Origin of the sequence: Larkinella fluvii (assembly GCF_051857545.1) — a bacterium.
Taxonomy (GTDB): domain Bacteria; phylum Bacteroidota; class Bacteroidia; order Cytophagales; family Spirosomataceae; genus Larkinella.
Genome location: NZ_JBPZHB010000007.1, coordinates 507,819 through 533,528, shown reverse-complemented (window position 1 = coordinate 533,528; position 25,710 = coordinate 507,819). Strand labels below are relative to the sequence as shown.

Annotated in this window: 24 protein-coding genes; 12 read left to right on the top strand and 12 right to left on the bottom strand. The window is 53.1% G+C overall.

All coding sequences use genetic code 11. The features are described from left to right. The first annotated feature begins 34 nt into the window (after positions 1-34). From ACS5NO_RS21255 to ACS5NO_RS21245, 3 genes are read left to right on the top strand one after another with little or no spacing between them, the layout of a single operon-like run. Positions 35-2,404, top strand: coding sequence for an OmpA family protein (locus ACS5NO_RS21255; protein WP_439417000.1), 2,370 nt, complete (start codon positions 35-37; stop codon positions 2,402-2,404). 39 nt (positions 2,405-2,443) lie between these two features. Beyond that, complete coding sequence (locus ACS5NO_RS21250; protein ID WP_439416999.1) at positions 2,444-3,367, top strand: PorP/SprF family type IX secretion system membrane protein; 924 nt, start codon at positions 2,444-2,446, stop codon at positions 3,365-3,367. A gap of 10 nt (positions 3,368-3,377) precedes the next feature. Next, complete coding sequence (locus ACS5NO_RS21245; protein ID WP_439416998.1) at positions 3,378-4,250, top strand: glycosyltransferase family protein; 873 nt, start codon at positions 3,378-3,380, stop codon at positions 4,248-4,250. Between the two features lie 7 nt (positions 4,251-4,257). Here the strand turns inward: ACS5NO_RS21245 and ACS5NO_RS21240 are convergent, their stop codons facing one another. Next, positions 4,258-4,737, bottom strand: coding sequence for a low affinity iron permease family protein (locus ACS5NO_RS21240; protein ID WP_439416997.1), 480 nt, complete (start codon positions 4,735-4,737; stop codon positions 4,258-4,260). A 126-nt stretch (positions 4,738-4,863) separates the two neighbouring features. Between ACS5NO_RS21240 and ACS5NO_RS21235 the strand changes: the two genes are divergently transcribed. After that, complete coding sequence (locus ACS5NO_RS21235) at positions 4,864-6,723, top strand: ABC transporter ATP-binding protein (protein ID WP_439416996.1); 1,860 nt, start codon at positions 4,864-4,866, stop codon at positions 6,721-6,723. Between the two features lie 25 nt (positions 6,724-6,748). On the opposite strand, the gene ACS5NO_RS21230 is transcribed toward ACS5NO_RS21235, so the two are convergent. Continuing rightward, positions 6,749-8,713, bottom strand: coding sequence for a hybrid sensor histidine kinase/response regulator transcription factor (locus tag ACS5NO_RS21230; protein WP_439416995.1), 1,965 nt, complete (start codon positions 8,711-8,713; stop codon positions 6,749-6,751). 130 nt (positions 8,714-8,843) lie between these two features. Continuing rightward, positions 8,844-9,233: a DoxX family protein gene (locus ACS5NO_RS21225; protein ID WP_439416994.1), complete on the bottom strand. Its 390-nt coding sequence runs from the start codon at positions 9,231-9,233 to the stop codon at positions 8,844-8,846. 210 nt (positions 9,234-9,443) lie between these two features. Between ACS5NO_RS21225 and ACS5NO_RS21220 the strand changes: the two genes are divergently transcribed. Then, complete coding sequence (locus tag ACS5NO_RS21220) at positions 9,444-10,049, top strand: DJ-1/PfpI family protein (RefSeq protein WP_439416993.1); 606 nt, start codon at positions 9,444-9,446, stop codon at positions 10,047-10,049. A 203-nt stretch (positions 10,050-10,252) separates the two neighbouring features. Here the strand turns inward: ACS5NO_RS21220 and ACS5NO_RS21215 are convergent, their stop codons facing one another. The 4 genes from ACS5NO_RS21215 to ACS5NO_RS21200 all read right to left on the bottom strand — a co-directional run bounded on the left by ACS5NO_RS21215 (position 10,253) and on the right by ACS5NO_RS21200 (position 13,921). Then, positions 10,253-10,657 (bottom strand): T9SS type A sorting domain-containing protein, encoded by a 405-nt coding sequence (locus ACS5NO_RS21215; protein WP_439416992.1) that lies wholly within the window; start codon positions 10,655-10,657, stop codon positions 10,253-10,255. A 148-nt stretch (positions 10,658-10,805) separates the two neighbouring features. Further along, on the bottom strand, positions 10,806-12,017 hold the full coding sequence (gene chrA / locus ACS5NO_RS21210) for a chromate efflux transporter (protein ID WP_439416991.1): 1,212 nt from the start codon (positions 12,015-12,017) through the stop codon (positions 10,806-10,808). A 108-nt stretch (positions 12,018-12,125) separates the two neighbouring features. Continuing rightward, positions 12,126-13,082, bottom strand: a complete 957-nt coding sequence (locus ACS5NO_RS21205) for an isopenicillin N synthase family dioxygenase (protein ID WP_439416990.1) — start codon at positions 13,080-13,082, stop codon at positions 12,126-12,128. Between the two features lie 128 nt (positions 13,083-13,210). Next, positions 13,211-13,921 (bottom strand): superoxide dismutase, encoded by a 711-nt coding sequence (locus tag ACS5NO_RS21200; RefSeq protein ID WP_439416989.1) that lies wholly within the window; start codon positions 13,919-13,921, stop codon positions 13,211-13,213. Between the two features lie 200 nt (positions 13,922-14,121). On the opposite strand from ACS5NO_RS21200, the gene ACS5NO_RS21195 reads away from it, so the two are divergent. Then, complete coding sequence (locus ACS5NO_RS21195; protein ID WP_439416988.1) at positions 14,122-15,084, top strand: c-type cytochrome; 963 nt, start codon at positions 14,122-14,124, stop codon at positions 15,082-15,084. Here ACS5NO_RS21195 and recR read toward each other — a convergent pair. Together recR and ACS5NO_RS21185 are read right to left on the bottom strand one after the other, a co-directional pair. Further along, entirely contained in the window at positions 15,071-15,682 is a 612-nt protein-coding gene (recR, locus tag ACS5NO_RS21190) for a recombination mediator RecR (protein WP_439416987.1), read from the bottom strand. The two genes, ACS5NO_RS21195 and recR, sit on opposite strands and share 14 nt — an antisense overlap. A gap of 103 nt (positions 15,683-15,785) precedes the next feature. Beyond that, positions 15,786-16,064, bottom strand: coding sequence for an ATP-dependent Clp protease adaptor ClpS (locus tag ACS5NO_RS21185; RefSeq protein WP_114409755.1), 279 nt, complete (start codon positions 16,062-16,064; stop codon positions 15,786-15,788). A 133-nt stretch (positions 16,065-16,197) separates the two neighbouring features. Here ACS5NO_RS21185 and ACS5NO_RS21180 point away from each other — a divergent pair, with 133 nt between their 5' ends. Next, positions 16,198-17,661, top strand: a complete 1,464-nt coding sequence (locus ACS5NO_RS21180; RefSeq protein ID WP_439416986.1) for a sodium:solute symporter — start codon at positions 16,198-16,200, stop codon at positions 17,659-17,661. Positions 17,662-17,756: 95 nt separating this feature from the next. Here the strand turns inward: ACS5NO_RS21180 and ACS5NO_RS21175 are convergent, their stop codons facing one another. Then, positions 17,757-19,103 carry a D-arabinono-1,4-lactone oxidase gene (locus ACS5NO_RS21175; RefSeq protein ID WP_439416985.1) on the bottom strand — a complete coding sequence of 449 codons (1,347 nt, stop codon included), beginning with the start codon at positions 19,101-19,103 and terminating at the stop codon, positions 17,757-17,759. Positions 19,104-19,328: 225 nt separating this feature from the next. Here ACS5NO_RS21175 and ACS5NO_RS21170 point away from each other — a divergent pair, with 225 nt between their 5' ends. From ACS5NO_RS21170 to ACS5NO_RS21160, 3 genes are all read left to right on the top strand, one after another. Next, complete coding sequence (locus ACS5NO_RS21170; RefSeq protein WP_439416984.1) at positions 19,329-19,511, top strand: hypothetical protein; 183 nt, start codon at positions 19,329-19,331, stop codon at positions 19,509-19,511. An 87-nt stretch (positions 19,512-19,598) separates the two neighbouring features. Beyond that, positions 19,599-19,868: a hypothetical protein gene (locus tag ACS5NO_RS21165; RefSeq protein WP_439416983.1), complete on the top strand. Its 270-nt coding sequence runs from the start codon at positions 19,599-19,601 to the stop codon at positions 19,866-19,868. A 125-nt stretch (positions 19,869-19,993) separates the two neighbouring features. Continuing rightward, entirely contained in the window at positions 19,994-20,338 is a 345-nt protein-coding gene (locus ACS5NO_RS21160) for a carboxymuconolactone decarboxylase family protein (protein ID WP_439416982.1), read from the top strand. A 74-nt stretch (positions 20,339-20,412) separates the two neighbouring features. Here the strand turns inward: ACS5NO_RS21160 and ACS5NO_RS21155 are convergent, their stop codons facing one another. Continuing rightward, on the bottom strand, positions 20,413-20,562 hold the full coding sequence (locus ACS5NO_RS21155; RefSeq protein WP_439417007.1) for a hypothetical protein: 150 nt from the start codon (positions 20,560-20,562) through the stop codon (positions 20,413-20,415). Between the two features lie 601 nt (positions 20,563-21,163). On the opposite strand from ACS5NO_RS21155, the gene ACS5NO_RS21150 reads away from it, so the two are divergent. Beyond that, positions 21,164-21,499: a PadR family transcriptional regulator gene (locus tag ACS5NO_RS21150; RefSeq protein WP_439416981.1), complete on the top strand. Its 336-nt coding sequence runs from the start codon at positions 21,164-21,166 to the stop codon at positions 21,497-21,499. 3 nt (positions 21,500-21,502) lie between these two features. Next, positions 21,503-24,235, top strand: coding sequence for an ABC transporter permease (locus ACS5NO_RS21145; RefSeq protein WP_439416980.1), 2,733 nt, complete (start codon positions 21,503-21,505; stop codon positions 24,233-24,235). Positions 24,236-24,310: 75 nt separating this feature from the next. On the opposite strand, the gene ACS5NO_RS21140 is transcribed toward ACS5NO_RS21145, so the two are convergent. After that, entirely contained in the window at positions 24,311-25,672 is a 1,362-nt protein-coding gene (locus tag ACS5NO_RS21140; RefSeq protein WP_439416979.1) for a hypothetical protein, read from the bottom strand. Between the last annotated feature and the right edge of the window lie 38 nt (positions 25,673-25,710).

Below are 25,710 nucleotides of genomic sequence, written 5' to 3'. Positions count from 1 at the left end.
ATCGACCGGAACCGCTGCCAAATTTTCCCAAACCATGCGCTGTTTTTACCTGCTATGTTGTCTGGTCGCTTGCGTTGTCGGGTCAGTAAGGGCGCAGGCGTTGCTCAGGCAGGCGGATCGCCAATTCGATAATCTGTCTTACAGAACGGCCATCGACCTGTATGAGCAAACGCTGAACCGTTCCGAATTGTCGGAAGAAGAGCGACTGGCTACGTTGTCGAAACTGGGCTACAGTTACCGGCAGGTTCGGGATACCCAAAACGCCGAACGGGTGTACCGGATTCTGATTGGCCAACTGAAGCAATACCAGAACGAATATGTGCCCTGTTACCTTTACTACGCACAGGCATTGGCCAGTAATGGCAAATACCAGGAGTCGCAGGAAATTTATGACCGCTACAGCAAACTCCAGCAGGATGACCAGCGTGGAAAACAGTTTTCCAAACTCTACAATGACGTTAGTATCCTGTCCCGTAATCCCGGGAATTATAAGATAGAATTTCTGGAAATCAACACCACCCAGGCGGAATTCAGCCCGATGTATTACAAGGAAGGGCTGGTTTTTGTGACGTCCAAAAGGCCGGGAAATGCATTGAAGCGCGTTTTTAGCTGGGATCATTCGGCTTTCCTGGATCTTTATTATATGCCGGAAGCGGCTTTCAAGGGTGAAACCGTAGCCAGTTTGGGCGGGGCGTCGGCCAGTCAGCGAAAAAAACGGGCGAAGAATCCGCGAACGCTGGGCGAAGATGACTATACCGATCCCACGGCCAATGACAGCCGGACGGTGGGTTTCAGCATGGGAGCCGCAGGGCAATACGCAACGGAGAGTTCATCGGAAACCAAACGGTTTGGAGGAACTCTGAACACCAAGTACCACGAAGGCCCCGTGGCGTTTACGAAAGATGGGTCGAAAGTATTCTTTACCCGCAACAACTTCAACAAGGGGAAATACCGGGAGAGCGCCGACGGGATCAACAAACTAAAGCTGTATGTGGCTGAAGAACAGAAAGGTTCCTGGGGAGAAGCGCAGGAATTACCCTTCAACAACGACGACTATTCAACCGGGCATCCGGCTTTGAGCCCGAACGATAAAATGCTGTTTTTTGCGTCGGACCGTCCCGGCGGTTTTGGGGGAACGGATTTGTACGTCTCCAGCCTAAAGGACGGAAAATGGTCGGAGCCGCTCAATTTAGGCAAAGACATCAATACCAAAGGAAACGAAATGTTCCCGTTTGTCGACGACCGGGGCAACCTGTACTTCTCGTCCGACGGTCATCCCGGTTTGGGCGATCTGGATATTTTTTATGCTCAACTGACCGACCAAACGGCGGTGAAATCGGTGCAGAATATTGGCGAACCACTCAATTCTTCGAAAGACGACTTCGGTATCGTCACCGATGGTGCCCGAATGTTGGGGTATCTCAGCAGCAACCGGTTGCGGGGCGGGAGCGACGACGATATTTACCGTTTTAAGCGGGAGGGCTCCCTGTATGCCTGCCGTGAACTGACCATCCACGTGTTTGACAATCAGACCAAACAACCCCTCGGAAATGCCCGGCTTGACCTGAATCAGAAAGACGTTCAGGATGGAAAGCGGCAAACCCAGACCGACGGCGAAGGCAACATCCGGATTTGCCTGGACCCGGAAAGTGATTTTAGGATCACTGCGGCCATGACGGGTTATCAGTCCAGCCTGTTGGGGTTTTCGACTAAAGGATTATCCGACGATCAGCCCCTGCGATTGGAAATACCGCTGGACACAGTCCCGATACACCCTAAGCAACCGTTGAAATCCAAGGTGCGGGGGCGGATTTTGACCCATACAGAACGGTTGCCCATCGATGGCGTCGAAGTGATTTTACGTAACCTGTGCGATAGCACGGTTTTGGAAATGGTAACCGGGCCGGATGGTAGTTATGAATTTTTGGTCGATCCCGGTTGTGAATACATCGTCGAGGCCCTGAAAGATTGCATGGGCACCACCGGAGCCCGTATTTCGCCGGTCGCCAATGCCACCACGGAACTGACGATGTTTCGCCAGGGCGATATTATTGAAATCGATAACATCTACTACGACCTCGATAAATGGGATATTCGACCGGATGCTGCGCTCGAAATGGATAAACTGGTCGCCTTGATGAAAAAATACCCAGCGATGCGAATCGAGATGCGGTCACATACCGATAGCCGGGGATCAGCGGTGTATAACATCACGCTGTCGATGAACCGGGCGATGGGGGCTGTGACCTATTTGCGGAAAAACGGCATCGCATCCCGCCGAATGAAAGCGACCGGATACGGCGAAGGCGTGTTGCTGAACACGTGCAAAGACGGCGTGAAGTGTACGGAAGCCGAACATCAGCGCAATCGGCGAACAGAAATTAAGATACTTCAGGTTGAATAGCTTTACTTTGTACTTTCGTACACCCAACACGCCCTGTGAATGATTCGACCGCTCGTCTTGAAATTAATCCTCCTCATCGCCTTTGTCACGGCCGGAAGCCAGGCGGTTCTGGCGCAACGCGAAGTTCTTTACGCCCAATATCTGAGTAACCCACTGACTATCAATCCTGCTTACGCCGGGAGCCGGGAAGATCTAACGATGTCAGCCATTTTTCGACGGAAGTGGTTTGGACTCCAGGGACAGGGTTTCAACCGCATCACGCAGTCGTTCGGAGCTGATGGCGCGCTGTCGGGTGGCAAAGTGTCCATTGGGTTTCAGGCGTTGAATGATCGGATGGGACTTTATTCAGCCACCGGTTTTTATGGCAGTCTGGCCTATCGAATCACGTTGCCGTCCATGGCGAAACTGTCTTTTGGTGCTTCGGGCGGAATCAACGTCATTCCCATTTACGATCCGGCCAGCAGCACGGGAATTAACAAAGCCATGCCGAGCGTTGGTGCCGGGGCGTATTACGAAGCCGAACGGTTTTGGGCCGGCGTGTCGATGCCCGAGTTGGTGAACCGACCGATTATGTTGGGAACTGGTCAGAATGCATCCATTCGCTACCAGCGCCCCTTGTTCATTAATTTCGGTGGACGCATCGCTGCAAGTGAAGGCGTCGATTTCCTTCCTTCCATTCTACTCACCCAACAAACCGGCTATCCCCTTGGAATCGACCTGAACGCCAGAGTCTGGATTGAAGAAAAACTGGGATTGGGCGTTTCCTACCGGGCTAACAACAGCACCCTGTTTACGACCATGAACTATTTTGTGGCTCTGGCCGAATATGAACTATCGAGGAGCATTCGGGTGGGCTATTCGCTGAGCAGCAAGCAGGTTGAAAACCCCTTTTACATTCAGAAAAGCGTCCACGAAATTATGTTTCGGTTTACGCCGAGTCCGACCAAATTCAGATACCAGTAAGCGGATGGCTATGAAGGTTTCCGGTTTTAGTTTCATCCGCAACGCCCTGCAATACGATTACCCGATTGTGGAAGCCATTCAGTCCATTCTCCCGCTGTGCGACGAGTTTGTGATTGCGGTCGGGCGTTCCGAGGACCAGACGTTGAGCCTGATTCAGTCGATCCAATCGGATAAAATTCGGATCATTGAAACCGTTTGGGACGATTCGCTGCGCGAAGGCGGACGCGTGCTGGCGGTTGAAACCGATAAAGCCCTGGCCGCAATTGCCCCGGATTCCGACTGGGCGTTTTACATTCAGGGCGACGAAGTGGTGCACGAAAAATACCTGCCAGCCATTCGGGATGCGATGAAAACATACAAAGAGGATGCGCAGGTGGAAGGATTGTTACTCAACTACCAGCACTTCTACGGTTCGTATCGGTATGTGGGGGACTCGCGCCGGTGGTATCGCCGGGAGGTTCGCATCATTCGCAACAACGGCAACGTGGTGGCTTACCGGGATGCACAGGGTTTTCGGACCCGCGACAACCGAAAGCTCAACGTAAAACTTCTTGATGCCACGGTGTATCACTACGGTTGGGTAAAACCGCCCGACCGGCAAGCCGACAAACTCAGCAACTTCGGTCGATACTGGCACAACGACGAGCAAATGGCCCAGTCCCGCAAAGAACTCAAAGGATTTGACTACCGGGGGGTAGACTCCCTGGCCCTGTTTGAAGGCACACACCCGGCAGTCATGCAGGCCCGGATCGAGCGAATGAACTGGCAGTTCGATTTCGACATTCGGCAGAAGAAACTCTCGTTTAAAAACCGCTTCCTAAAAGCCATTGAAAACCTGACCGGCTGGCGAATAGGCGAATACCGAAATTATAAGTTGTTGTAAGTCAAGTCTATATGTTTTTCTTTCCGGTCTTGTCCTTTCCCTGATTCTGCATTTTTTCCTGGTGTAATTCCTCCGCTTCTTCCACCGAATGCGATTCCGTCACCTTGTTCTCTTTTTTCGCTTTTTCAACCAGAACCCCGTAAAAACGATGCAGGGTAACCAGTTCATCTTCCGACAAATCTTCAATGTTAAGAAGCCGGTTGCTGGCTTTGTGGTGAGAGGCAATCAACTCATTCAGTTTGAGTTGAATGGCCATTGAATCCTTGTTCTGCGACTTCTGGATCAGAAATACCATCAGAAAGGTGATGATCGTGGTACCGGTGTTGATTACCAGTTGCCAGGTATCGGAATAATCAAAAAGAGGCCCGGTAATGAGCCAGACAATGATGGTTAAAAAGGCGAGTAGAAAGGCGGTTGAACTGCCCGTGGCCTTCGTAACCGCGGTAGCGAAGTGTTCAAATACGGCCACAAATCCTTTTTTGTTCATGGTTAGCTGGGGAATTTTTTGACATGCGTTTTGGTGATTCGGACTGCCAGAAGGCCGAAAAAAAACGTAAGGTACTCACTCCGGCTGTATGAAGAACCAATTTGATTCGGGTAATGTATGTTTACTATGGCAAAAACTCCCACCCCAGACTTTCCCGGCCGCATTCAGAGCGAAAAGGGGCAGGCTGAACTTTCCTGGAAAGACCGTTTTGCGGCACTCCGTAATTTGCCGGCCTTTTTTCGCATGATTTGGCAGGCGTCGCCTGCCCTGTTTCTGGGCAATGCCGCCGTGCGACTGGTTCGGGCGGCCATGCCAGCCCTGACGTTATACATTGGAAAACTCATTATTGACGAAGTGATTCGGTTGTCGGGCCAAACCGGTGGCGATGCTGAATGGCTCTGGACGTTGGTCGGAGCTGAGTTTGGTCTGGCCGTTTTATCGACGGCGTTGGGGCGGCTGACCAGTCTGCTCGACGGTTTGCTGGGCGATCTGGTCACCAACCAAACGTCCGTCCGGCTCATGGAACACGCGGCAACGCTCGATCTGGAACAGTTTGAAGATGCTACTTTTTACGATAAACTTGAACGCGCCCGGCGGCAAACCACGGGTCGTTCCTTCCTGCTGTCCGGCGTTTTTGGGCAGGTGCAGGAACTGATTTCGGTGGGTTTTCTGGCGGCAGGCCTGGCGGTTTATAATCCGTGGCTGTTGGTTTTGCTGCTCCTGGCGGTTATTCCGGCTTTTATTGGCGACAATTATTTTAACCAGAAAAGCTACTCGCTATCACGAAGCTGGACGCCCGAACGGCGCGAACTCGACTACCTGCGTTTTGTGGGAGCGAGTGACGAAACGGCGAAAGAGGTCAAAATCTTTGGTTTGTCGAACTTCCTGATCGACCGGTTTCGGAGTCTTTCGGGACAGTATTACCTGAAAAACCGGGATCTGTCCATACGGCGGGCGGGCTGGGGAACGGGGCTAACCATCATCGGAACCGTAGGGTATTACAGTGCCTACATCTGGATTGTGGCGCGGGCAGTGAATGGCGGTATTTCCATTGGTGACCTGACGTTTCTGGCGGGTTCGTTCCGGCAGCTTCGTGGGTCGATGGAGGGTATCTTGTTACAATTCAGTAGTTTGACGCAGGAAGCCGTGTATTTGCAGGATCTCTTTGATTTTTTTGAAATAAAACCGCTCATTCATTCGACGGAAAAACCGCTCGCCTTTCCATCGAAAATTCAGAAAGGGTTTGTGTTTGAGAACGTTGGTTTTAAGTATACTAATTCGGATCGCTGGGCACTTCGCAACCTGAGTTTCACCTTGACACCCGGCGAAAAACTAGCCTTGGTAGGCGAAAATGGCGCCGGAAAAACGACGCTGGTGAAACTCCTGGCGCGGCTTTACGATCCGGCGGAAGGGCGGATTTTGCTCGACGGTCATGATCTGCGCGAGTATGATCTGCTCGACCTTCGCCGGAACATCAGCGTGATTTTTCAGGATTACGTCCGCTTCAAAATGTCGGCGGGTGTCAACATTGCCGTGGGCGACATCGACGAACGAACCAACCAGCCCCGGATCGAAAACTCCGCGCAACGCAGCCTGGCTGACACCGTGATTGCCAAATTACCAGGCGGTTATGAACAACAACTGGGCCGCAGTTTCGGAAAAGGCGTGGAATTGTCGGGGGGCGAGTGGCAGAAAGTCGCGCTCGGTCGGGCCTACATGCGGGATGCCGAAGTCCTGATTCTGGATGAGCCCACGGCGGCTCTGGACGCCCGCGCCGAGTATGAAGTCTTTCAGCGGTTTGCCCGTCTGACGGAAGGTAAGACGGCGGTGATCATCTCCCACCGTTTTTCGACCGTCCGAATGGCCGACCGGATTCTGGTGCTGGAAAGTGGCCAGTTACTGGAAATCGGTAGCCACACGGAGCTATTGGAGAAAGCAGGCCGGTATGCTGAACTGTTTCATTTACAGGCGCGTGGGTATCAGTAACTAAAGTTTATGTTTATGAAAATCGTTAGCCTTTGCGGTACGAAGTTGGGGTTTGGTTGTAAAACTCCCGAAAGACTTTGGTAAAATACGAGGGCGTTTCAAAACCCACCAGATAAGCGGTTTCGGCCGCACTGTGTCCAAGGCGCAGCAGGTCGATGGCTTTGCGAAGGCGGTATTGCCGGATCAGCTCCACCGGAGACAGATGGGTCAGGTTATGAACCTTCAAGTAAAGGGCTTTTCGACTCATCGCCAGTTCGTCGGCCAACCATTCAACACTCAGGGTCGAATCATCCAGATGCTGCTCGATGAGAGTGTATAACCGGCGCAAAAACTCGTCCCCAACACTCAGGAGCGGGGTGGCGCTGTCGGGTTGGGCGAGTTGCTGGCGGTAATATTCCTGCAACCGTTGCTGATGAATGAGCAGGTTGCGCAAACGCAGCCGAAGTTCGCCCAGGTGAAATGGCTTGGTGAGGTAGTCATTGGCACCCAGCGTCAGCCCCCGAAGGCGGTGCGTTTCATCGGCACTCGACGAGAGCAATACAATGGCAATGTGGTCGGTGGCCGGATCGGCCTTTAATTTCTCAATTAGGCCGTGGCCGTCCAGGCGGGGCATCATCAAATCCGTGATAATGATGGCGGGAAGCTCTTCTTTCGCCAAAATCCAGCCTTCATAGCCATTGGCTGCTGACCGAACCCGGTAGGTCGTGGCTAGTTCGGCCACCATAAATTCTCGCAGTTCGGCATTGTCTTCGACCACTAAGACCAGGGGAGGAAGGTCGGCAATTCCTGTCGGATTTTTACCGGACGACTCCCCGGTGCGGGCGGGCAGGTCAATCGCTACCGAGGGTGCTTCCACAGGCGGCATTCCTTCCTCGCTATTCGTGCGGTGGATGGGCAATTCGAGCACAAATACCGTTCCCGACGGTTCAGCCCCCCCTTCAATCTTGCTCTCGACCTGGATGGTGCCGCCCAGCCGCAGGGTGAGTTCGCGCACCAGTGCCAGACTGACGCCGGTGGTGTCATTGGCCCGAATGCGCTGATTATCACCCTGGTAATACCGGTCGAAGACGTGCGGCAACTTGTGGGCAGTTATGCCGATGCCGGAATCCCGTACGGCCAGACGCGCCCCGGCTGGCGTCTGGTGAAGTGAAACCGTGATGCCTCCGACGGACGTAAACCGAATGGCGTTGGTCAGCAGGTTGAACAGAATCGTCTCCCACTTGCCCGCATCGAAGCGGTAATTACCAGCGGGAAAATCCGTTTCGTAGACCAGAGTAAGGTTCTTTACGTCCGTCGAGGGGCGAAACAAATCCACCAGTTGGCTCACAAAACCGGGTAAATCTCCTACTTGTTCGACCAGGTCCATTTGCCGGGCTTCGAGCTGGTTGAGCGTCATCAACTGGTTGATGAGCCGCAGAATTTGCCGGGCGTTCCGGCGGACGGTGACCAGGGGCGGGTGAAGGTGATCCGGCAAATCACCGGTTTCCAGCAGTTTGTCGACCGGAGAAATGATCAACGAAAGCGGGGTGCGCAATTCGTGGGTGATATTGGTAAAAAACCGCGTTTTCATCGCGTCCACAGCCTTCGATTCGTGGGTCTCGCGCAACTGATGAATGTACCGGCTACTCTTTTCGATGGTCGTTGTAAGGTCTTCGAAATCAATGGGTTTGGCTAGAAAGTCGAAGGCGCCCCGGTTCATGGCAGTTCGGATTTTGGTCATGTCGCCGTAGGCCGTGAGGATGACCGCGGGCACCAGCGTATTGATCTCCTGAAGACGGGTTAACAGTGTTAGACCGTCCATGCCGGGCATATTGAGATCGGTCAGAATCAGGTCGATGTCGGGTTGCTGTTCCAGAATCAGGAGGGCCTGACGGCCATCCCGGGCAAATACAAACTCGTAGGTTCCATTCTGAATGGTCTGGCGAAAACGTTGCCGAAAGAGGGTTTCCAGATCGGCTTCATCATCCACCAGAAGTATTTTGGTCTTCATTGATCCGTGAGAATAAGGGGGGCTATAGTGGGTAATGATAAATGTAAAATGAGGAATATAAAATGTAAAAGTATCGCTAACCCGGCACTTTTACATTTAACATTCCTCATTTTGCATTTATCATTTGAAATTAAAGGTTATTGGTGCTTTTCAAAGCCCAATAAACCAGTACAGGCTGGAAAAATAACCGTAAAAACCGTTTTTTATCCGTATCCAGGCCAAAAGCACTGCGTTTATTGGCATATTGGGAAATGTTACCGGGAAAAATAGCCGTAAAAAATGATGCCGCAGCCTTTCCGACGGTTTTTTCGTGATTTTGTCCCGTAAATACCAGACTGCTGCCCAACGCGATTTCGGCCAAACCGGAATACAGCACTGTATCGTCTTTTCTTAGAGGCACCCAATCCGGAACCTGCGCCTTGAATTCTTTGCGGGCAAAAGTCAGATGGCTGATCCCGGCAAAGAGTAAACTGCCTCCTAATAAAATTCTGGCGGCTTTCCGTCCATTTTTCTCGTTCATAATTTCCTGTTTTAAGTTTCAGAAGCTCGTCCCTGTAATGTACTCCATAGCCGGGGTTATTGCGCTCTTTTGTAAGTAACAGGTTTATTCCTTGAAGGGTTTTGTTGTATTGGATTAGTACACTGGCAGGAGCCAGATGACGGGATCGGGCGGGAAATTTGGAACCATCCCCCGGGAACCCTAATTTTACCTGAACGCTTTTTTCTGCTTATGCGCACGGTTGCCATCCTCCTGTTCAACGAAATCGAAGTGCTTGATTTTGCCGGACCCTTTGAAGTCTTTGGCGTGGCCGGTCGGCACGACAATCCCAAGCCCTTCCGGGTTGTTACGGTGGCTGAACGCGGTCCGGTGTATGCCCGCAACGGCCTCAGCATCCATCCGACCTATCTGCTCAATGATCATCCGAAAGCCGATATCATCATTGTACCGGGCGGAGGTGGTCAGCACCCAGACGGGACGCCCTATGGCTCCCGGCGGGAAATGGACAATCCGGCGGTGCTCAACTGGGTTCGCCGGACGGCCGAAACCGCCGAACTGGTTCTGTCGGTTTGTACCGGCTCTTATATCCTGGGGAAAGCGGGTTTACTGGACGGTTTGGCCGCTACGACGCACTTCCTGGCGGTCGAAGGTATGCAAAAAGCTGCTCCAAATACGGAATTACGTCTTTCGGAACGTTATGTCGATAACGGGAAAATCATTACCTCGGCAGGAATCTCAGCCGGAATCGACATGTCATTGTACGTCGTCGGTCGGTTACTGGGCAAAGCGGTTGCCGAGGAGACGGCCCGGTATATGCAGTACGACTATTGGAAGTGATGGCCACACAGGCGTTGTTTTGTGCCGGAACCCAACCACGACTGGGCTAACGGTCTGACGGTTTCGAATACGACTTGTCCTTTTCGCTTTTCAAACTAGGTGTAAGGAATCGAACATGCAGGAAAACGGCCAACCCTATACAGAGTCAGCCGTTCCGGGTGGATATAATCAGCCATTCGTAGTGTTGGTTGGGGCGATGCGTTTTAGTTGAAAGCCACCAGGCGGGAAACCGGACCCGCTTGTTGTTGGGTGCCGAGGGTCAGTCCATAGGTCGTGGTTTCGACACCATTGGTGATGGCGATCTGGTAGATTCCGTCGGGCAGGGCACTGACGTCCAGCCGCAGGCGGGAAGCCTGATGACGTTTTCCAAACTGCTGGACGAAGAATTCGGCACCGGCCTTGTTGGTGAGCCGAACCATCACGGAGCCACCGCTTTCTTTGTTTAAAGCAATTTGAACTTTTCCTTCCCGGGTGGTATAAATACTACTTTTAAAAGAAGCTACGTTTTTGGGCCGGCCGATGGGTTTATGACTTTCAGCCAGAGAAGCAGAGACGGTAATCAACGTCAGGGTAAAGGCGACGAGCAGGGATTTGATAAGCGTTTTCATGGCGTGTGAAGTTTTGGTTTGGTTATCCGTTTTGGATAGATCAAAGGTCGGCTTCAATGCCCGAAAAGGCTGTCACTAATGAGTCAATCCCTGCTACTTTTGAGAAACCAGGCCGGAGGAGGCAAAAGAAAGGCCGGAAGCAAGTGGTTCAAACCAGAAAACCGGCAAAAAGCCCCGCAACAATCAGAAGATAGGGCGGTATTTTGGTATATTCCAGCAGTAAAATCGTGACGACTACCACGATAACCGACAGCCCGTTTTCGGCCATGGGTTGAAAAAGGGAGATAGCCGCCGATGCTGTGAGCCCCGTGCTGGCGGCATTGATTCCCTCCAGCGAAGCCCGAACGGCGCGGTAGCGTTTCAGTTGATTCCAGAACCGGTAAACGAAGAAGATCAGGAATGTGCCGGGCAGGAAAATGCCGGCGGTGGCCGCAAAACCACCCAGCAGTTGACCGCTTAATCCCGCATCCCGCATGGATAACACCCCGATGTAGGACGCAAACGAAAAAACCGGCCCCGGTGTAACCTGCACGATGGCCAGACCCGACAGAAATTCCTGCCGGCTCAGGTAATGCTTGAATTCGACGAACTCGTTGTAGAGCATAGGCGTCAGCACCTGGCCCCCGCCGAATACCAGACTGCCGTTGCGGTAAAAGTTTTCGAACAGGCGGAGGGGAAGAGATTTGGTGATGGCCCCCAGGGTTGCGGCAGCCAGCAGGACACCAATCCAGAGAAAAAAGTTAGCCCACTGGATATTGAACGGTGCCTTTTCCATCTTCTCGTGCTTTTTGTAGGCAAAAGCCGTGGCAAAACCGCCGGCCACGAGAACAACGGGCGTGATGTACGGCGACGGAAAGGCGTAGGCCGTGAGAGCCGAAATGATGGCTAAAACCATGCCCATTTGATTGAGAATCACCTTTTTGGCAATCCGGTAGCCAGCCACGATCAGAAAGCCGACGGCCATGGGCTGAATAAACCGGGTGAAATTCAGCGAAATGGAGTTCTGCTGAACGTAATAAATGCCAATGGCCACCAGCGTCATGATCATCACGCCCGGAAACGCCCAGACAATCAGCGTCAGATACGCCAGGTTGGGACCACCGATTTTGAACCCCAGGGCCGTAACGGTTTGCGTGGATGTTGGGCCGGGCAGGATCTGACAAAGGGCGTTCAACTCCATCAATTCAGCTTCGGTCAGGTAGCGTCGTTTGGCCACAAACCGGTCGAGCATCATTGCCAGGTGAATCTGGGGGCCGCCAAAGGTTGTACAGGCCAGAATCAGAACGTCTTTCAGAAAAATAATATAGCGTATGCGCCTTACCGGTGCGATAGGAGAGAGCGTTGAGAGGTAAGAGGCCATACACGAAGATTGTTATTCTGTCGTACCGTGAACCGGAAGACTACCGGCATAGGGCTGGTCACGGTACGACAAAAACAAGCGGGTAACTTGAACGAAAGATACCAGAATTTAACTCTTCTTCAAACCCAGTTCGCGTAAACGCTCATCCAGGAAAGCACCGGCAGTCATGTCTTCGTAAATCTTGGGGTTTTCGGTCGAGATGCAGCTTTCCAGTGATGTTAGATCCATGTCACCCCGGGGGTGCATGAAAAACGGAATCGAATACCGGGGGCTGTTCATTTTTTCGCGGGGCGGATTCACCACGCGGTGGATGGTCGATTTCAGTTTGTGGTTTGTCAGCCGGTCGAGCATGTCGCCGACGTTGACAATCACCTGATCGGGGAGGGCGGTAATCGGAATCCATTTGCCATCGCGACGCAACACTTCCAGCCCCTCAGCGCTGGCTCCCATCAGGAGCGTAATGAGGTTGATGTCGCCGTGCGCAGCCGCCCGAACCGCACCTTCCTGGACAAGGTCCGGGTTCAGGGGGAAATAGTGAATGGCGCGCAGAATGCTGTCGCCGTGGTCCACTTTGTCCTCAAAATAGTCTTCCGGCAGTTCGAGATACAGGGCAATGGCCCGCAGCAGCGTCCGGCCCGCATTTTCGAGGGTCTGGTAGGTAATGACAGTATTTTCTTTGAAATCGGGAAATTCGTCTGGAAACACGTTCTCCGGCATACCGTTGATCGGCTCCGGTTGTCCGACGTGGTAGAATTCCTTTAAATCAGCTACTTTAAAGCCTTTTGCCGTTTCTTTATTCTTGCCCACGTAACCGCGCTGGCCGTGCAGTTCCGGAAATTCGTATTTTTTCTTGGTCTCTTCGTCAGCCGAAAAAAAAGCTTTCACCGAACTGTAGAGATTGTCTGTCAACTCGTCGGTTAAACCGTGGTTTCGGATGGAGACAAAACCGATGTTGTTAAAAGCCGCTCCCAAATCCCGGACAAATTTGGCCTTTCGTCCCGGATCTCCGGACTTGAAATCGGCCAGATCCAACGACGGAATTTGGTCATAAAGAATGTCGCTCATGTTGTTGATGTCCTCCGTTTAGTCAATGCACAAAGGTAGTAAAAAACGCAGTTGAGCCTACCGGTCTTTGGCAATGTATACCGTATACACGCTAAAAACCGGTAGGCTCAATTCTCTGAAATGCTCAATCAGGCTTTCATTGCGGCATTGTACAACTCGTTGACCTTCGACCAGTTAACTACGTTCCAGAATGCGGCAATGTAATCGGGACGGCGGTTTTGGTATTTCAGGTAGTAGGCATGTTCCCAGACGTCGAGACCCAGAATGGGGGTGCCTTTTTTCTCGGCCAGCGCCATCAGGGGGTTGTCCTGATTCGGGGTTGAAACGATGTCGATGTTTTGTCCGTTGACAATCAGCCACGCCCAGCCGGAACCGAAACGACCCGTTGCAGCTTTGGCCCATTCTTCCTTAAACTTGTCGAAGGAACCATACTTTTTGGTGATGGCTTCGGACAGATTGCCGGAAGGCTGTTTGCCGCCGTTGGCGCCGAGTATGTTCCAGAAAAACGTGTGATTCCAGTGACCACCCCCGTTGTTCCGAATGGCCGCAGGGGTGCTGCTGTCTATCTTTTTCACCAGTTCGTCGATGGACATAGACGCCATCGCAGAACCAGCTACGGCTTTGTTCAGGTTATCGACATACGCTTTATGGTGTTTGCCGTGGTGAATTTCCATCGTTTGCTTGTCGATGTGCGGTTCCAGCGCACCCGAGTCGAAGGGGAGCGGAGCCAGTTTGAAGGGCCCTTCGGCCTGGAACGAGCCGGCAAAGGCCGACGACTGGAGGGCTTTCAGGGTGAGGACGCTTCCAAAGGCTACTTTTAAAAACTCACTGCGATTCATATCTAAATGGTTTGAGGTGAGAAACCCGGTTTGTTGAAAAACACGCCCGAAACGGCAATGTTTTCATGATTCGCAAAGAAAGCGACTTTTTTGCAACAAACGGCACGGAATTCGGTTTCCGTTCGCTCAAGAGTGAGAATCCAATGCGGAGGAAAAAGGGGAAGTTTCGTAGTATTGCGGCACAGTAAACAACTCCTGAAATGAATCGTTTTTCGTTCCTGCTTCTGCTGGCGACCTTTTCGGTTGCCATCAGTTGCTGCGTGAATCCCAAGGCCTACTCGCCGGCCAGCGGTCGCATTCGCACCGTTACGCTCCCTACTTCAACCGCCCGGATCGAGCGCGGTCGTTATCTTGCCAACCACGTGGCCGTTTGTATGGATTGCCATTCCAAACGGGATTATTCCCGGCTGGCGGGGCCGGTTGTGCCGGGAACGCTGGGTGGCGGAGGGGCCGAATTTGGCAAAAACTACGGGTTACCAGGGACGTATTACGCCAAAAACATCACGCCGTTTGCCCTGAAAAACTGGAGCGATACGGAGCTGTTGCTGGCGATGACGGCGGGCGTTTCGAAAAACGGAAAACCGCTGTTTCCGTTGATGCCCTACGCCAATTACGGAAAAATGGATGAGAGCGACGCCCAGTCGATTCTGGCTTATTTGCGAACGCTGGAGCCGGTGGAAAATACCGTACCTGAATCAAAACCCGCTGCACCGATCAAACTGGCCATGAAAATGATGCCGCACAAAGCCCGGTTTGAGACGATGCCCGTCGAGAAAACCGGCGTGGCGTATGGCCGGTATCTGGTTACGATGGCCGGTTGCGCCGACTGCCACACGCGCCGGGGTATGGGCGGATTGACGAAAAAAGCCGCTTTTGCGGGGGGGACGGAAATCTCACTGGCGAATGGCGTCCTTCGGACGGCCAACATCACCCCCGATTTGGAAACCGGCATCGGAACCTGGACAAAAGCCGCATTCATTGCCCGGTTTAAAACCTACGATCCGGCTACGTTAAAAGCGCCCGAAGTGGGGGATGGATTCAATACCGTCATGCCGTGGTCCATGTACGCCGGGATGTCGGAACAGGATTTGGGCGCAATTTATGACTACCTGAAAACCGTAAAACCAGTCAGGAAAAAAGTGGATGTTTTTACTCGTAAGTAATCCGGCTCAGAATACTCCGGCCCAAGGTGACTTCATCGGCGTATTCGAGGTCACCGCCAATCGGAACTCCGCGGGCAATGGTCGAGATTTTAACGGAAAACCCTTTGAGTTTTTTCTGAAGGTAAAATGCCGTGGTGTCGCCTTCCATCGTCGGGCTGAGGGCCAGAATGATTTCTTTGACCGCATCGCTGTCGGGATGCCGGAGCCGCTCGACCAGCGATTCGATTTTTAAGTCGCTGGGGCCAACGCCCTCGACGGGCGAGATGATGCCGCCCAGCACGTGGTACATGCCTTTGTATTGCGCCGTGTTTTCGATGGCGAGCACGTCGCGGGTATCTTCCACAACGCAGATCAGCGAGCGGTCGCGTTTGTGGCTGGCGCAAATACCGCACAGGTCGTGGTCCGAGAGGTTGTGGCACTTTCGGCAGTGCTTCACCTTCGACCGCATGGCGATCAGGGTTTCCGCCAGACTTTTCGTTTGTTCTTCATCCCGCTTCAACAAGTGCAAAACCAGCCGGAGAGCGGTTTTTTTACCAATTCCCGGCAATTTTGAAACCTCGTTGACCGCGTCTTCTATTAATTTGGAAGGAAACTCCAAGGTTAGTTAAGAGTTATGAGTGAGGAGTTAAGAGTTAGGAGGGAGGAATTTTGGGCGCCAGTGCGGGCGGCCAAACTCTTCACTCATAATTCTTAACTCTTAACTATTTAAGGACTTCAGCGGAAATGCCTCTCCGGCAGATTTCGTTTCGTTTCGGGACCAGTTCTTCCCACGAGCCATTTTTGACCCGGCATTTCCCTTTGTGATGGATGATGACGGTACACTGCTCGGCCTGTTCGGGCGTGTGGTCGCAGACATCGATCAGCGTGTCGATGACGTGATCGAACGTATTTACATCGTCATTGAAGACCACCAGATTATACAGGTCGGTATCAACAACTTCTTCCAATACCTCGACGTCATTTTCTTCGAACGGTTGCATTACACGAATTTTCTTGTTTGTTTAGCAAATTTACGAAAATTTGGCCGCTTTTGCCACGCTTTATTCATCCGTGGAACAACAAAACCTCCAGAATTATAACCCATTGTTTACTTAAAAAGTTGCCCCACACGGTATGAATCCCAACATCGCGTTAACGATTCTGATTGCTTATTTTGCCATGTTGATCACGGTTTCCTGGTATACTTCCCGAGGAGCCGATACCAATACTTTTTTTACCGCTAACCGTCAGACTCCCTGGTATTTAGTCGCCTTCGCCATGATCGGCACATCCCTCTCCGGGGTCACCTTCATTTCGGTGCCGGGGGCGGTGGGCAGCAAGGCTTTTTCATATTTCCAGGTGATTCTCGGAAACGTCGTCGGGTACTACATCATCGCGACGGTGTTGATGCCGTTGTATTACCGGATGAACCTGATTTCGATTTACGGGTACCTGGAAAAACGGTTTGGTTTCTGGTCGTACAAAACCGGGGCGGGTTTCTTTCTGCTGGCCCGGACGGTCGGATCGGCCATTCGGCTGTACATTGCGGCCGGGGTGTTGCAGATTGCCATCTTCGACAGCTTCGGGATTCCGTTCGAAGTGTCGGTCGCCATCACCATTCTGCTGATCTGGCTCTACACGTTCAAAGGGGGTGTAAAAACCATCATTGTCACGGACACGCTCCAGACCACGTTTCTGGTCACGGCGGTGATTCTGACCATCATCCTGATTTCGAGCGACCTGGGGATGGGCTTTGGCGAGATGGTGTCGACGATTACGAAAAGTGATTATTCCCAAATCTTTTTCTGGGATGCCAACGATCCGAAAAACTTCTTCAAACAATTTATTTCCGGCATTTTCATTGCCATTGTCATGACCGGTCTGGACCAGGACCTGATGCAGAAAAACCTGACCTGCAAGAACATCGGAGAGGCTCAGAAAAATATGTACTGGTTTACGGGAACGTTCTCCGTCGTCGTGTTTCTATTCCTGTCGCTGGGCGCGTTGCTGTATATCTACGCCACAACCAAAGGCATCGCCATTCCGGCCAAAACCGATGATCTCTACCCGATGCTGGCTCTCAATCATTTCGGGATGGTGGTCGGCATTACGTTTCTGCTGGGCATCACAGCCGCCACCTACGCCAGTTCTGACTCCGCCCTGACCGCCCTGACCACATCGTTTTGCATCGACTTCATGAACGTGGAAGGCCGTCCGGAAACCGAGCGGGCCAGCATCAAACACTGGGTTCACATCGGTTTTTCGGTGCTGTTTTTTGTGGTCATCATCATCTTCAACCGCCTGAACAGTCAGGATGTGGTGACGGCGGTTTTCGATTTGGCGGGCTACACCTACGGCCCTTTACTGGGGTTGTATGCCTTCGGATTATTCACCAACCGCCCCGTCCGCGATGGCCTGGTACCGCTGATCTGCATCGCATCCCCGTTGTTGACACTGTTCATCAACAACCATTCGGTCGAGTGGTTCAATGGCTATAAATTTGGCTTCGAACGGCTGGTTCTCAACGGCTTAATCACCTTCCTCGGCCTGTGGGCGGTTTCGCGGAAATGGACGGTAAATGACCCGGCGGCAGCGTGATTGGTTTACGGTATACGGTATTCGGTTTACGGTGGCTGACGCGTTCTTAGTCGCATGCGTCAGCCACCGTAAACCGTATATCGTAAACCGTATACTTATTTCCCAAACAGATTCATATCCAGAAACGCATTGCGGAATTTGCCTTTCGGGTCGTAGTCGGCCATGAGTTTTTTGAATTCGGGGAGCTTTTCGTACCGGGATTGCAGGGTGGTGGGAGCGAGGGTGAAGAGCTTTCCCCAATGGGGCCGGGCCTTGAAGGGAGCCAGCTCTTTTTCGATCATCGGCAACACCTTTTTAACCGACGCCCAATCCTGTTTCCAGGTAAAATGAATGGCTACGGAAGCCTGTTTATAACACGGACTCATCCAGAACGAATCCGCGTCGATGGTGCGGATTTCCGAAATCATCAGGTGCGGGCTGATATGATCGCGCAGCCGCTCGACCGCCAGAATGGCATCGACGGCATTCCGGGCGGGAACAAAATATTCTGATTGCAGCTCCTTGCCGCTGCTGGGGGTGAATCCCATTCGGAAGTGGGGGAGTCGCTCGTACCAGGGACCGGCCACGCCCATCTGCGCGGTGCAGTTAACGGCAGACAGTTCGGCAATGGGATGGAGATTTTTCGTCGCCAGTTTGGCTCCGTAAAACTCCGGTTTGGCGGTTGCCGGTTTTCCTTTTTCGACGCGCTCTTTGAGCCAGACTTCGTTGACCCGGTTTTTTTGCCAGTCCGTAAACAGACTCACGCTATAGGCACTCGATTCGATGGCGTCAAAATGCTCCTTCAACTGGGCCATGGGCAGGTTTTCGTAGACATATTGCCGCATATGGAACGTCGGCTGGATGTCGAGGGTAATTTTGGTGACGACTCCCAAACCGCCCAAGTGGACTACGGCCGCCCGAAATGCTTCGCCGTCTTTCGCCCGAGACAACGTTCGAACCTCGCCATTTGCCAGAACCAGTTCCATGGCCGCCACCGCCGTCGACAAATTGCCGTTCTTTATGCCCGAACCGTGCGTGGCCGTTGCGCAGGCTCCGGCAACGGAGATATGCGGTAGCGAAGCGAGGTTATGCAAGGCAAATCCTTTGGCATCCAGGTAAGTAGCCAGATTGCCGTATTTCATGTTGGCATCGACGGTGACGGTTTTGGCTTTTGCATCGAGAGAAAGTATCTGACTCATTTCCACCAGCGAGACAAACTGGGTGGTGCTGTCAGCAATGCCGTTGAAGCAGTGGCGCGTGCCCAGCACCTTCATTTTTTCATAGCCTTTGACCAGTTTCTGCACCTGTTGCAGCGATTTAGCCTGATCGAGCCGGTTGGTGCTGTAGTGCAAATTGCCCGCCCAGTTCTTTAGTTTTTCATCCGCCATCCAGTTTGCCAAGGTTGAAAGTGAGGGTGTCGCCAGGAGAGACGACGACAGTTTGAGAAAGGTTCGTTTTTTCACGGTGACGGGTTTTAGGAGTCAGGAACAGGTCCTTTTTTGCCCGCATTTTCCGGCGGGATGTCTACAAAAGACAAGGTGCCGGTTTTCATACTGACCCGCCGAGCGTGGGAATTATACCGTAAACTAACGTTCGGAATTAATCTGCCAAAATGGAAAATTCCGGGCGGTATTCTGCGTATACTGGCAATATTTTTGACCATTTTTGATCGACTAATCAACGAAACGATGAAAGTAACGATTGAAACGACTCCTAAAGAAATAGAGATTATTCAGACGACACTAACCCGGCTGGTGAACGAGCTGAAAGGCAAACCAGACGTTCTGGCAAAATGGGGACTGAACCAGATCGACCTCGGCCGGATTGAGCGGTTTCGGGACACGATTCGCACGGCCCCGCAGACGGAGTGAGCGCATGTACTGAGCTACCCGAATGAAAACCAGCCGGTTGGTGTGACTTCCTGAGGGATGTTTCGTCTTATGAGTATGAAAATGCTCATGTTACTCATTTTGCTGATACCGGGACTTAAAGTACTGGATTACGCCTATACACAATCCGTAGAGTTGGATGCCAAACCGGATTCGGTAACAACTACTGCTTGGTCTGCACATACCGATGTTTACTTGCACATGCCGGCCGAAAGCAACCGCGAAAAAAAGGCAACTGTCTCGAAACCGTCAGACCGGGGCAAGTGGGTAACGAAGGGAGTGGTTGTATCGCTGGTCATTTTGCTCGCCGTTGGATTGGTTCGGGGACGATCGCGGTAAGAATGACCGGGTAGCTGGAAGTATAGGTAATTTATATGAGAATTCTTTTGTTTTATTTAACTTGTCTTCACGCAATCAAGCTATTGTTTTAGTTATTGCCGTGAATAAATTTTTCCTAAACTCCTATGGCTGAATACCAAACCCCGAAAGACCGTGCGTATACGAACACGCTCCTTTCGTCTGCTCCCAAAGAGTCTGCTGCCTTCTTAAACCTGAAATATACGGCTGAACGCAGCGATGGCGTCATTCCCGTCAAGTACCGGGAACTGATGTCGGTGGCCGTTGCGCTAACCACCCAATGTGCCTACTGCATTGAATCCCACATCCAAAATGCCGTTAAAGCCGGTGCCACGCGCGAAGAAATTGCCGAAACCGTGTTCATCGCAGCCGCGATCCGTGCTGGCGGTGCGGTTGGAAACGGGCTGATGGCGATGCGGCTTTTTGAAGAAGCGAGTGCGGGCAAGGAGTGAGCAAGTAATTGAATTTTTACGACTGAAGAGACGGTATACACCTTGTCTCTGAGTTTAGATTTTTTCAACATCCTTTATTGGGTATGACATAAATCACGTTGCCCGAAACAGACAAGTTGAAGCCATAATTCTCTGTAGGAGGAAGGATGTTGTTGCCATGTTTTGCTCCTGTCAGATGACCGAAATATACCATCTGAGCAACCACGTACTAAATACTTACCCATTTGTTTGATGGATAAAATTTGCGGTGAAGATTCAAGTAAGCCTACTTTTTTCATGAATGAACTACTCCAGGAAGGTTGAAGGCCTTCACTGAAGGCATTCCAGGTTTTTCCCTGGTTCGTTGATCTAAAAAGGCTGTTGCTGGAAACGATGAAAACGGTGCCTCCGGCCGCAGGCAGCCCTTTGCTAATGTCCTGCCAGGTTTGTCCGCCGTCCGTAGGTTTGAAAATGATGTCGACAATCCCCGCTGATTTACTCTCTTTTGGTGGTTTCTTTTATGCCTCCTTTTCTTTTAGCACAAAAGAATTTAGTAGAAGTGATACCAGCAGGATAGCCGGAATAAATACAGCTAATTTTTTCATTTTTCCATGATTTAAAGTAAAACCCTATTTCAACAAACCTACCAATCTTTGTGCTGAGATGCGTTGAAGGGTACGGTCCATACTTACTTGTTAGCGGACAATTAGCGGACAACATTTGTACGATTTCGGACACATATTTACTATTTATTATGATATTGGTCTGAAAGATAGCTAGTTATGTAATTGGCACTTTATTTGTTCAACAAGTATTAAAGAAATATGCTTTTTTAGCCCTTTTGGTATGAGTCGAACTTATCTGGGTGAATTTGAAGAGTTGGTCTTACTCGCCGTGGCCCTCTTGGAACAACAGACCACGGGGGCCTATGGCGTCACGATTGCCGATGAACTTCAGCAACGCACCCACCGCACCACGTCTGTAACGGGTGTGCATGTGGTCTTGTATCGCCTGGAGGAAAAAGGCCTCGTTGGCTCGGAATTAGGCGGAGCTACCCTCGCCCGGGGCGGACGGCGCAAACGGCTATTCACCCTGACGGCCGCTGGGCATCAAGTGTTGCGGGAGATGCGTCAACTGCGGATGGGTTTTTGGGAAGCCTTACCCACCCCTTTCTTTTCCTAAGCCATGAACACGCCTTCACCTGACCCAACTCCTCAGCCCCGGCGGCCGCCCCGCTGGGCCGACCGCCTGCTCCGCTGGTTGACGCCCGCTGAGCTGCTGGAAGAGTTGCAGGGGGATCTTGAGGAGCAGTTTGCCCAGCGGGTCGACCAGATCGGCCCCGGACGGGCGCGTTGGTGGTATGGCCTGGAAGCTCTAAAAGTCATTCGGCCCTATTACCTACGGCGTCGAGTAACCAGGCTGGCCTACGGGCTGAGGGGGCTCGTTCCGAAGCGACCTGCTACCTCCCGCCCTTACTTTACCCCTGACCATCCCTCGCCATCCCTAATCAATCCTGACATGATCCGAAACTATCTCAAAATCGCCCTGCGCAACGGATGGAAACACCGCCTGTTCTCGTTCATCAACATCGTTGGGCTGGCCGCCGGTATGCTCGTGTGCCTGGTAGTGCTAACTCAAATCAAAGGAGCCTTCGACTACGATGACTTTCACCCGAACCGCGCCCGCATCTACCGGGTGCTGACCGACGCGGTGGATGACCAGCAGAACCAGGCCGCGTTTGCCACCTCGCCCCTGCCCCTAGCCGACGTGCTCCGGCGCGAGTGGCACTTTGTGGAGCAGGCAACCCGCGTTGTACGGCTCAAAGGCGAGATAACCGTCCACCAAAAACACTTCGACAAGGTGCTCACGCAGGCGGTCGACGGCGGGTTCTTCCGGCTGTTCGGCTACCCCCTCGCGGCTGGTCAGGCGGCTACGGCTCCCAATACGGTGGTGCTCACGCACGAAACCGCCGAACGATTCTTTGGCCGGGCTAATCCGCTGGGGCAGCGGCTGGACCATGCCGAGGCCGGGCCCCTGACGGTGGTGGGGGTGCTGGCACCCCTGCCCACCAAATCGCACCTCCGGTTCGACGCGCTGGTGTGCGTATCATTGGCCCACCAGGAACGTTTCCGCCAGTCGCTGGCCGACTGGCGGCAGTACGGCATCGGCTATACCTACGTGCTGCTGAAGGCGGGCACACCCGCTCAAACCCTGCAAACCGCCTTGGCGAGTCTGGCCCGGCGCGTTGTCCGCGACGGAGCAGTCAGCTCAAGCCCGGCCACCCAACGGGATGAGCGGGCGTACAACTTTCGGGCCCAGCCGCTCATGGCCCTGTCGCCCAGCTTCGAGACGCTTCGTTTTCCGACCTACGAGCCACAGCTCGATGGCCTGCTCTTCGAGTCGGGCATCGGGCTGCTGACGCTGCTGCTGGCGGCTTTTAACTACGTGAATCTGACGCTGGCCCGCTCGCTGGGTCGCGCCCGCGAGGTGGGCATCCGCAAGGTCATGGGCGCGTTGCGGAGTCAACTGCAGGGGCAGTTCATGGCCGAGTCGGTGCTGTTGTCTATTCTGGCGCTGGGGCTGGCGTGGGTGGGCCTGCAGGTTGTTGAGCCAATGGCGACCTTGCAGAAGTATTTTATCGGTGGCGTTGCGCAGGACGGGCGGCTGTGGACAGTCTTCGTCGGGTTCGCCCTGGGGGCGGGCCTCCTGGCGGGGTGGGTGCCCGCCAGGGTGCTGTCCCGTTTCGAGCCGGCGGTCGTGCTGCGCAGCCGCACCGGGCTAAAAGTGCTGCGGGGGTTATCGGTCCGTAAATCGTTGATCGTGACTCAGTTTGCCATTACGCTGATCGCGGTTATTTTCCTGCTGACGTTCTACCGGCAGCAGCGGTTCATGGTCGAGGCCGATTATGGGTTTCGTCGGTCGGGAATTATAAATCTGCCGCTGCAGGAGGTGCCCCTGCAGCGGTTAAAAAACGAATTGGTGGGTTTGGCGGGCGTAGAGCACGTTTCGCCCACCTCGTCCATGCTGGGACATTACGGCGGAGAATGGGTGATGCTTCGATCGCAACGGCGCGGCCCCGACTCGGCGCGTGCCTCGCTGATTGCCGCCGACGCCGAGTTTGCGCCCGCCATGCAACTGAGCCTGCTGGCGGGGCGCAATCTGCCCGCCAATGACCCCAACGGTCGGTTTGTGCTGCTCAATGAAACGGCGGTACGGAAACTGACTGGCCGCGAGCCGGTGGATGCGCGCGCGATGGTCGGTCGTCAGTTGTGGCTCAATGACTCCACCGTTGTGCAAGTGGCAGGCATCCTGCGCGACTTTAAGTTTATGACGTTGGGCGAGCCGGTGTATCCGCTGGTGCTGCGGCAGCAGCCGGCGCAATTCCGCTACCTCAACGTGGTGGTGGTAGCGGGCCGCGAAGCCGTCGTGCTGGCTGCGGTTCAGCAGCGGTGGCAACAGCTGCACCCCTACGAGAAAACCTTCGGCGGACAGTGGTACGACGAGTACCTGGAGCAGCGCCATGGCCACCGCGACGAGCTGAATCTGGTGAGCCTGCTCATCGGCCTGGCCCTGTCGATTGCCGGGCTGGGGCTGCTGGGCATGGTGACCTACCAGACCGAAACGCGCACCAAAGAAGTGGGCATTCGCAAGGTGATGGGGGCCACCGTGACCCAGGTGGTGGGCTTGCTCTCGTGGGATTTTGTGAAATTGCTGGGGCTGGCCGCCCTGATTGCCTTGCCTGCGGGCTACGGGTTGGGGCTGCTCTTTTTGTCCAACTTTGCCTACCGCGTCAGTATTGGTCTGGAAACTCTGGGTGTTTGTGTAGCCGTGTTGCTGGTGTTGGGCGGAGCGACCGTGGGCTGGCGCACCTACCGGGCCGCGCTGACCAACCCCGCCGACAGCCTGCGGGCCGAATAAAGTGTCCGCATCACTGGTCGGCCTGCCCCTCAATAAAGGATCGCTGAAGGCAATAGCTCGAAGTCTAAGGGTTAGTTAGGGTTCTGGTACATACCAGAATGGAATCATCACCAGTTCATCGGCTTCTTTTTTTCGGGGGTCTTGGAGGGCCACGCGCAGCAGGTTACGGCCTGTTTTAAGATTGCCCGGCACTAATACGGTTTGCCAGCCGCGTTGCTCCTGGATCCCGGCTTGGGTAAACAGCAGGTTAGGCTGGGCACAGACTGAATCGTTGACGGTGATGCGAATCAGCTTGTTGATCTGCTGGTTGCTCCAGGAAGCATACTGCTGCCGACGCGCTTGCCTCGACAGCGTATCGCTCCAGACTGGTTCGGGTGCAACCTGCCTGAGCAGCTTGTCGAGCGATTTGGGATAGGCAATGAACAAGCGTAAGTACGGTTCCCGAATCACGTCTGACTGGATGGAAGCTACACCAATAAACGTACCCTCAGGACGCTGGTTGTCATAGGCCGTCGGTTCGATGTAGAGACTGTCGATTCGGGCCGAGTAAAGATGTCGGCTGTTGAAAAACGACACCCGCCCGTTGGTCCGTGAGATATCGTTAAAGTATTCGAGGAAGAACACTACAAAAAATACCAGCATGAAAATCGCTGCCGTCTGAAATAATTTGCCGGGCCGGATATTACTGTAAAACGTATTGGTAACATAGGAGGTATGTTTGTACATGCCCATCAGCATCAGTTGCCCCACCTTCATCAGCCGGTAGTTGAGTTGCATGCCCTTGGGGGTTTGTTTTACTTTCTTCTGATTCAACAAGATAATGGCTACGTAAAACACGGCAATCAGCGTGCCTAAAGCAATTTTGACTCCAAACCAGACGTTGGCGGGTACGTTGGGTTGAACAACCAGGTAGATTAGTAAGCCCAGCACGTAGAGTAGGGCTACCACCACCAGCAGGAACACGAACTGAAAAGCGAGGGCAAACACGATGTTGCAGCGTTTGTCGAGCCAGAGAATGTAGCGGTCCAGTGGGCCAAGCTCGTCGGCAAGGCGTCGCTGCGCATAAGGCGTAGAGAAGGGAATACGGTCGTAGTGGATGCCTGACGGAAAAACGGCCAGCAGACCTACCAGACCCACCCAAAACGCCCGCATCACAAAATTGGCCAGAAAAGCCGCAAACAAGACGTGACAGGTGGCCCGAATCAGGCTGTAGGCCAGTGACGGCAACATAGCCGCTGCATCATCGGTGTGGGTCATGTAATTATACCGGAGGTAGCTGAAGGCCGACTCCAGCAGATCGGGCAATTGCAGGATGGCGAACATGGCCACCCCGGAGATGGCTAATTCGAGGTTCCAGCTCTGAGTGGTTAATTCACGAAGCTTGTCTTGCTCGTCAGGTGTAAGTGGTGAAGCAGGCGGTGGGGTGTTATCAGACATGAATGATCGTGTGTGCTGATGGGTTACAATCTATGTTA

Coding starts and splice junctions, on each gene's coding strand:
- ACS5NO_RS21255 (WP_439417000.1), top strand. CDS start 35: ATGCGCTGTTTTTACCTGCTATGTTGTCTGGTCGCTTGCGTTGTCGGG.
- ACS5NO_RS21250 (WP_439416999.1), top strand. CDS start 2,444: ATGATTCGACCGCTCGTCTTGAAATTAATCCTCCTCATCGCCTTTGTC.
- ACS5NO_RS21245 (WP_439416998.1), top strand. CDS start 3,378: ATGAAGGTTTCCGGTTTTAGTTTCATCCGCAACGCCCTGCAATACGAT.
- ACS5NO_RS21240 (WP_439416997.1), bottom strand. CDS start 4,737: ATGAACAAAAAAGGATTTGTGGCCGTATTTGAACACTTCGCTACCGCG.
- ACS5NO_RS21235 (WP_439416996.1), top strand. CDS start 4,864: ATGGCAAAAACTCCCACCCCAGACTTTCCCGGCCGCATTCAGAGCGAA.
- ACS5NO_RS21230 (WP_439416995.1), bottom strand. CDS start 8,713: ATGAAGACCAAAATACTTCTGGTGGATGATGAAGCCGATCTGGAAACC.
- ACS5NO_RS21225 (WP_439416994.1), bottom strand. CDS start 9,233: ATGAACGAGAAAAATGGACGGAAAGCCGCCAGAATTTTATTAGGAGGC.
- ACS5NO_RS21220 (WP_439416993.1), top strand. CDS start 9,444: ATGCGCACGGTTGCCATCCTCCTGTTCAACGAAATCGAAGTGCTTGAT.
- ACS5NO_RS21215 (WP_439416992.1), bottom strand. CDS start 10,657: ATGAAAACGCTTATCAAATCCCTGCTCGTCGCCTTTACCCTGACGTTG.
- chrA (WP_439416991.1), bottom strand. CDS start 12,017: ATGGCCTCTTACCTCTCAACGCTCTCTCCTATCGCACCGGTAAGGCGC.
- ACS5NO_RS21205 (WP_439416990.1), bottom strand. CDS start 13,082: ATGAGCGACATTCTTTATGACCAAATTCCGTCGTTGGATCTGGCCGAT.
- ACS5NO_RS21200 (WP_439416989.1), bottom strand. CDS start 13,921: ATGAATCGCAGTGAGTTTTTAAAAGTAGCCTTTGGAAGCGTCCTCACC.
- ACS5NO_RS21195 (WP_439416988.1), top strand. CDS start 14,122: ATGAATCGTTTTTCGTTCCTGCTTCTGCTGGCGACCTTTTCGGTTGCC.
- ACS5NO_RS21185 (WP_114409755.1), bottom strand. CDS start 16,064: ATGCAACCGTTCGAAGAAAATGACGTCGAGGTATTGGAAGAAGTTGTT.
- ACS5NO_RS21180 (WP_439416986.1), top strand. CDS start 16,198: ATGAATCCCAACATCGCGTTAACGATTCTGATTGCTTATTTTGCCATG.
- ACS5NO_RS21170 (WP_439416984.1), top strand. CDS start 19,329: ATGAAAGTAACGATTGAAACGACTCCTAAAGAAATAGAGATTATTCAG.
- ACS5NO_RS21165 (WP_439416983.1), top strand. CDS start 19,599: ATGTTACTCATTTTGCTGATACCGGGACTTAAAGTACTGGATTACGCC.
- ACS5NO_RS21160 (WP_439416982.1), top strand. CDS start 19,994: ATGGCTGAATACCAAACCCCGAAAGACCGTGCGTATACGAACACGCTC.
- ACS5NO_RS21155 (WP_439417007.1), bottom strand. CDS start 20,562: ATGGGTAAGTATTTAGTACGTGGTTGCTCAGATGGTATATTTCGGTCA.
- ACS5NO_RS21150 (WP_439416981.1), top strand. CDS start 21,164: ATGAGTCGAACTTATCTGGGTGAATTTGAAGAGTTGGTCTTACTCGCC.
- ACS5NO_RS21145 (WP_439416980.1), top strand. CDS start 21,503: ATGAACACGCCTTCACCTGACCCAACTCCTCAGCCCCGGCGGCCGCCC.
- ACS5NO_RS21140 (WP_439416979.1), bottom strand. CDS start 25,672: ATGTCTGATAACACCCCACCGCCTGCTTCACCACTTACACCTGACGAG.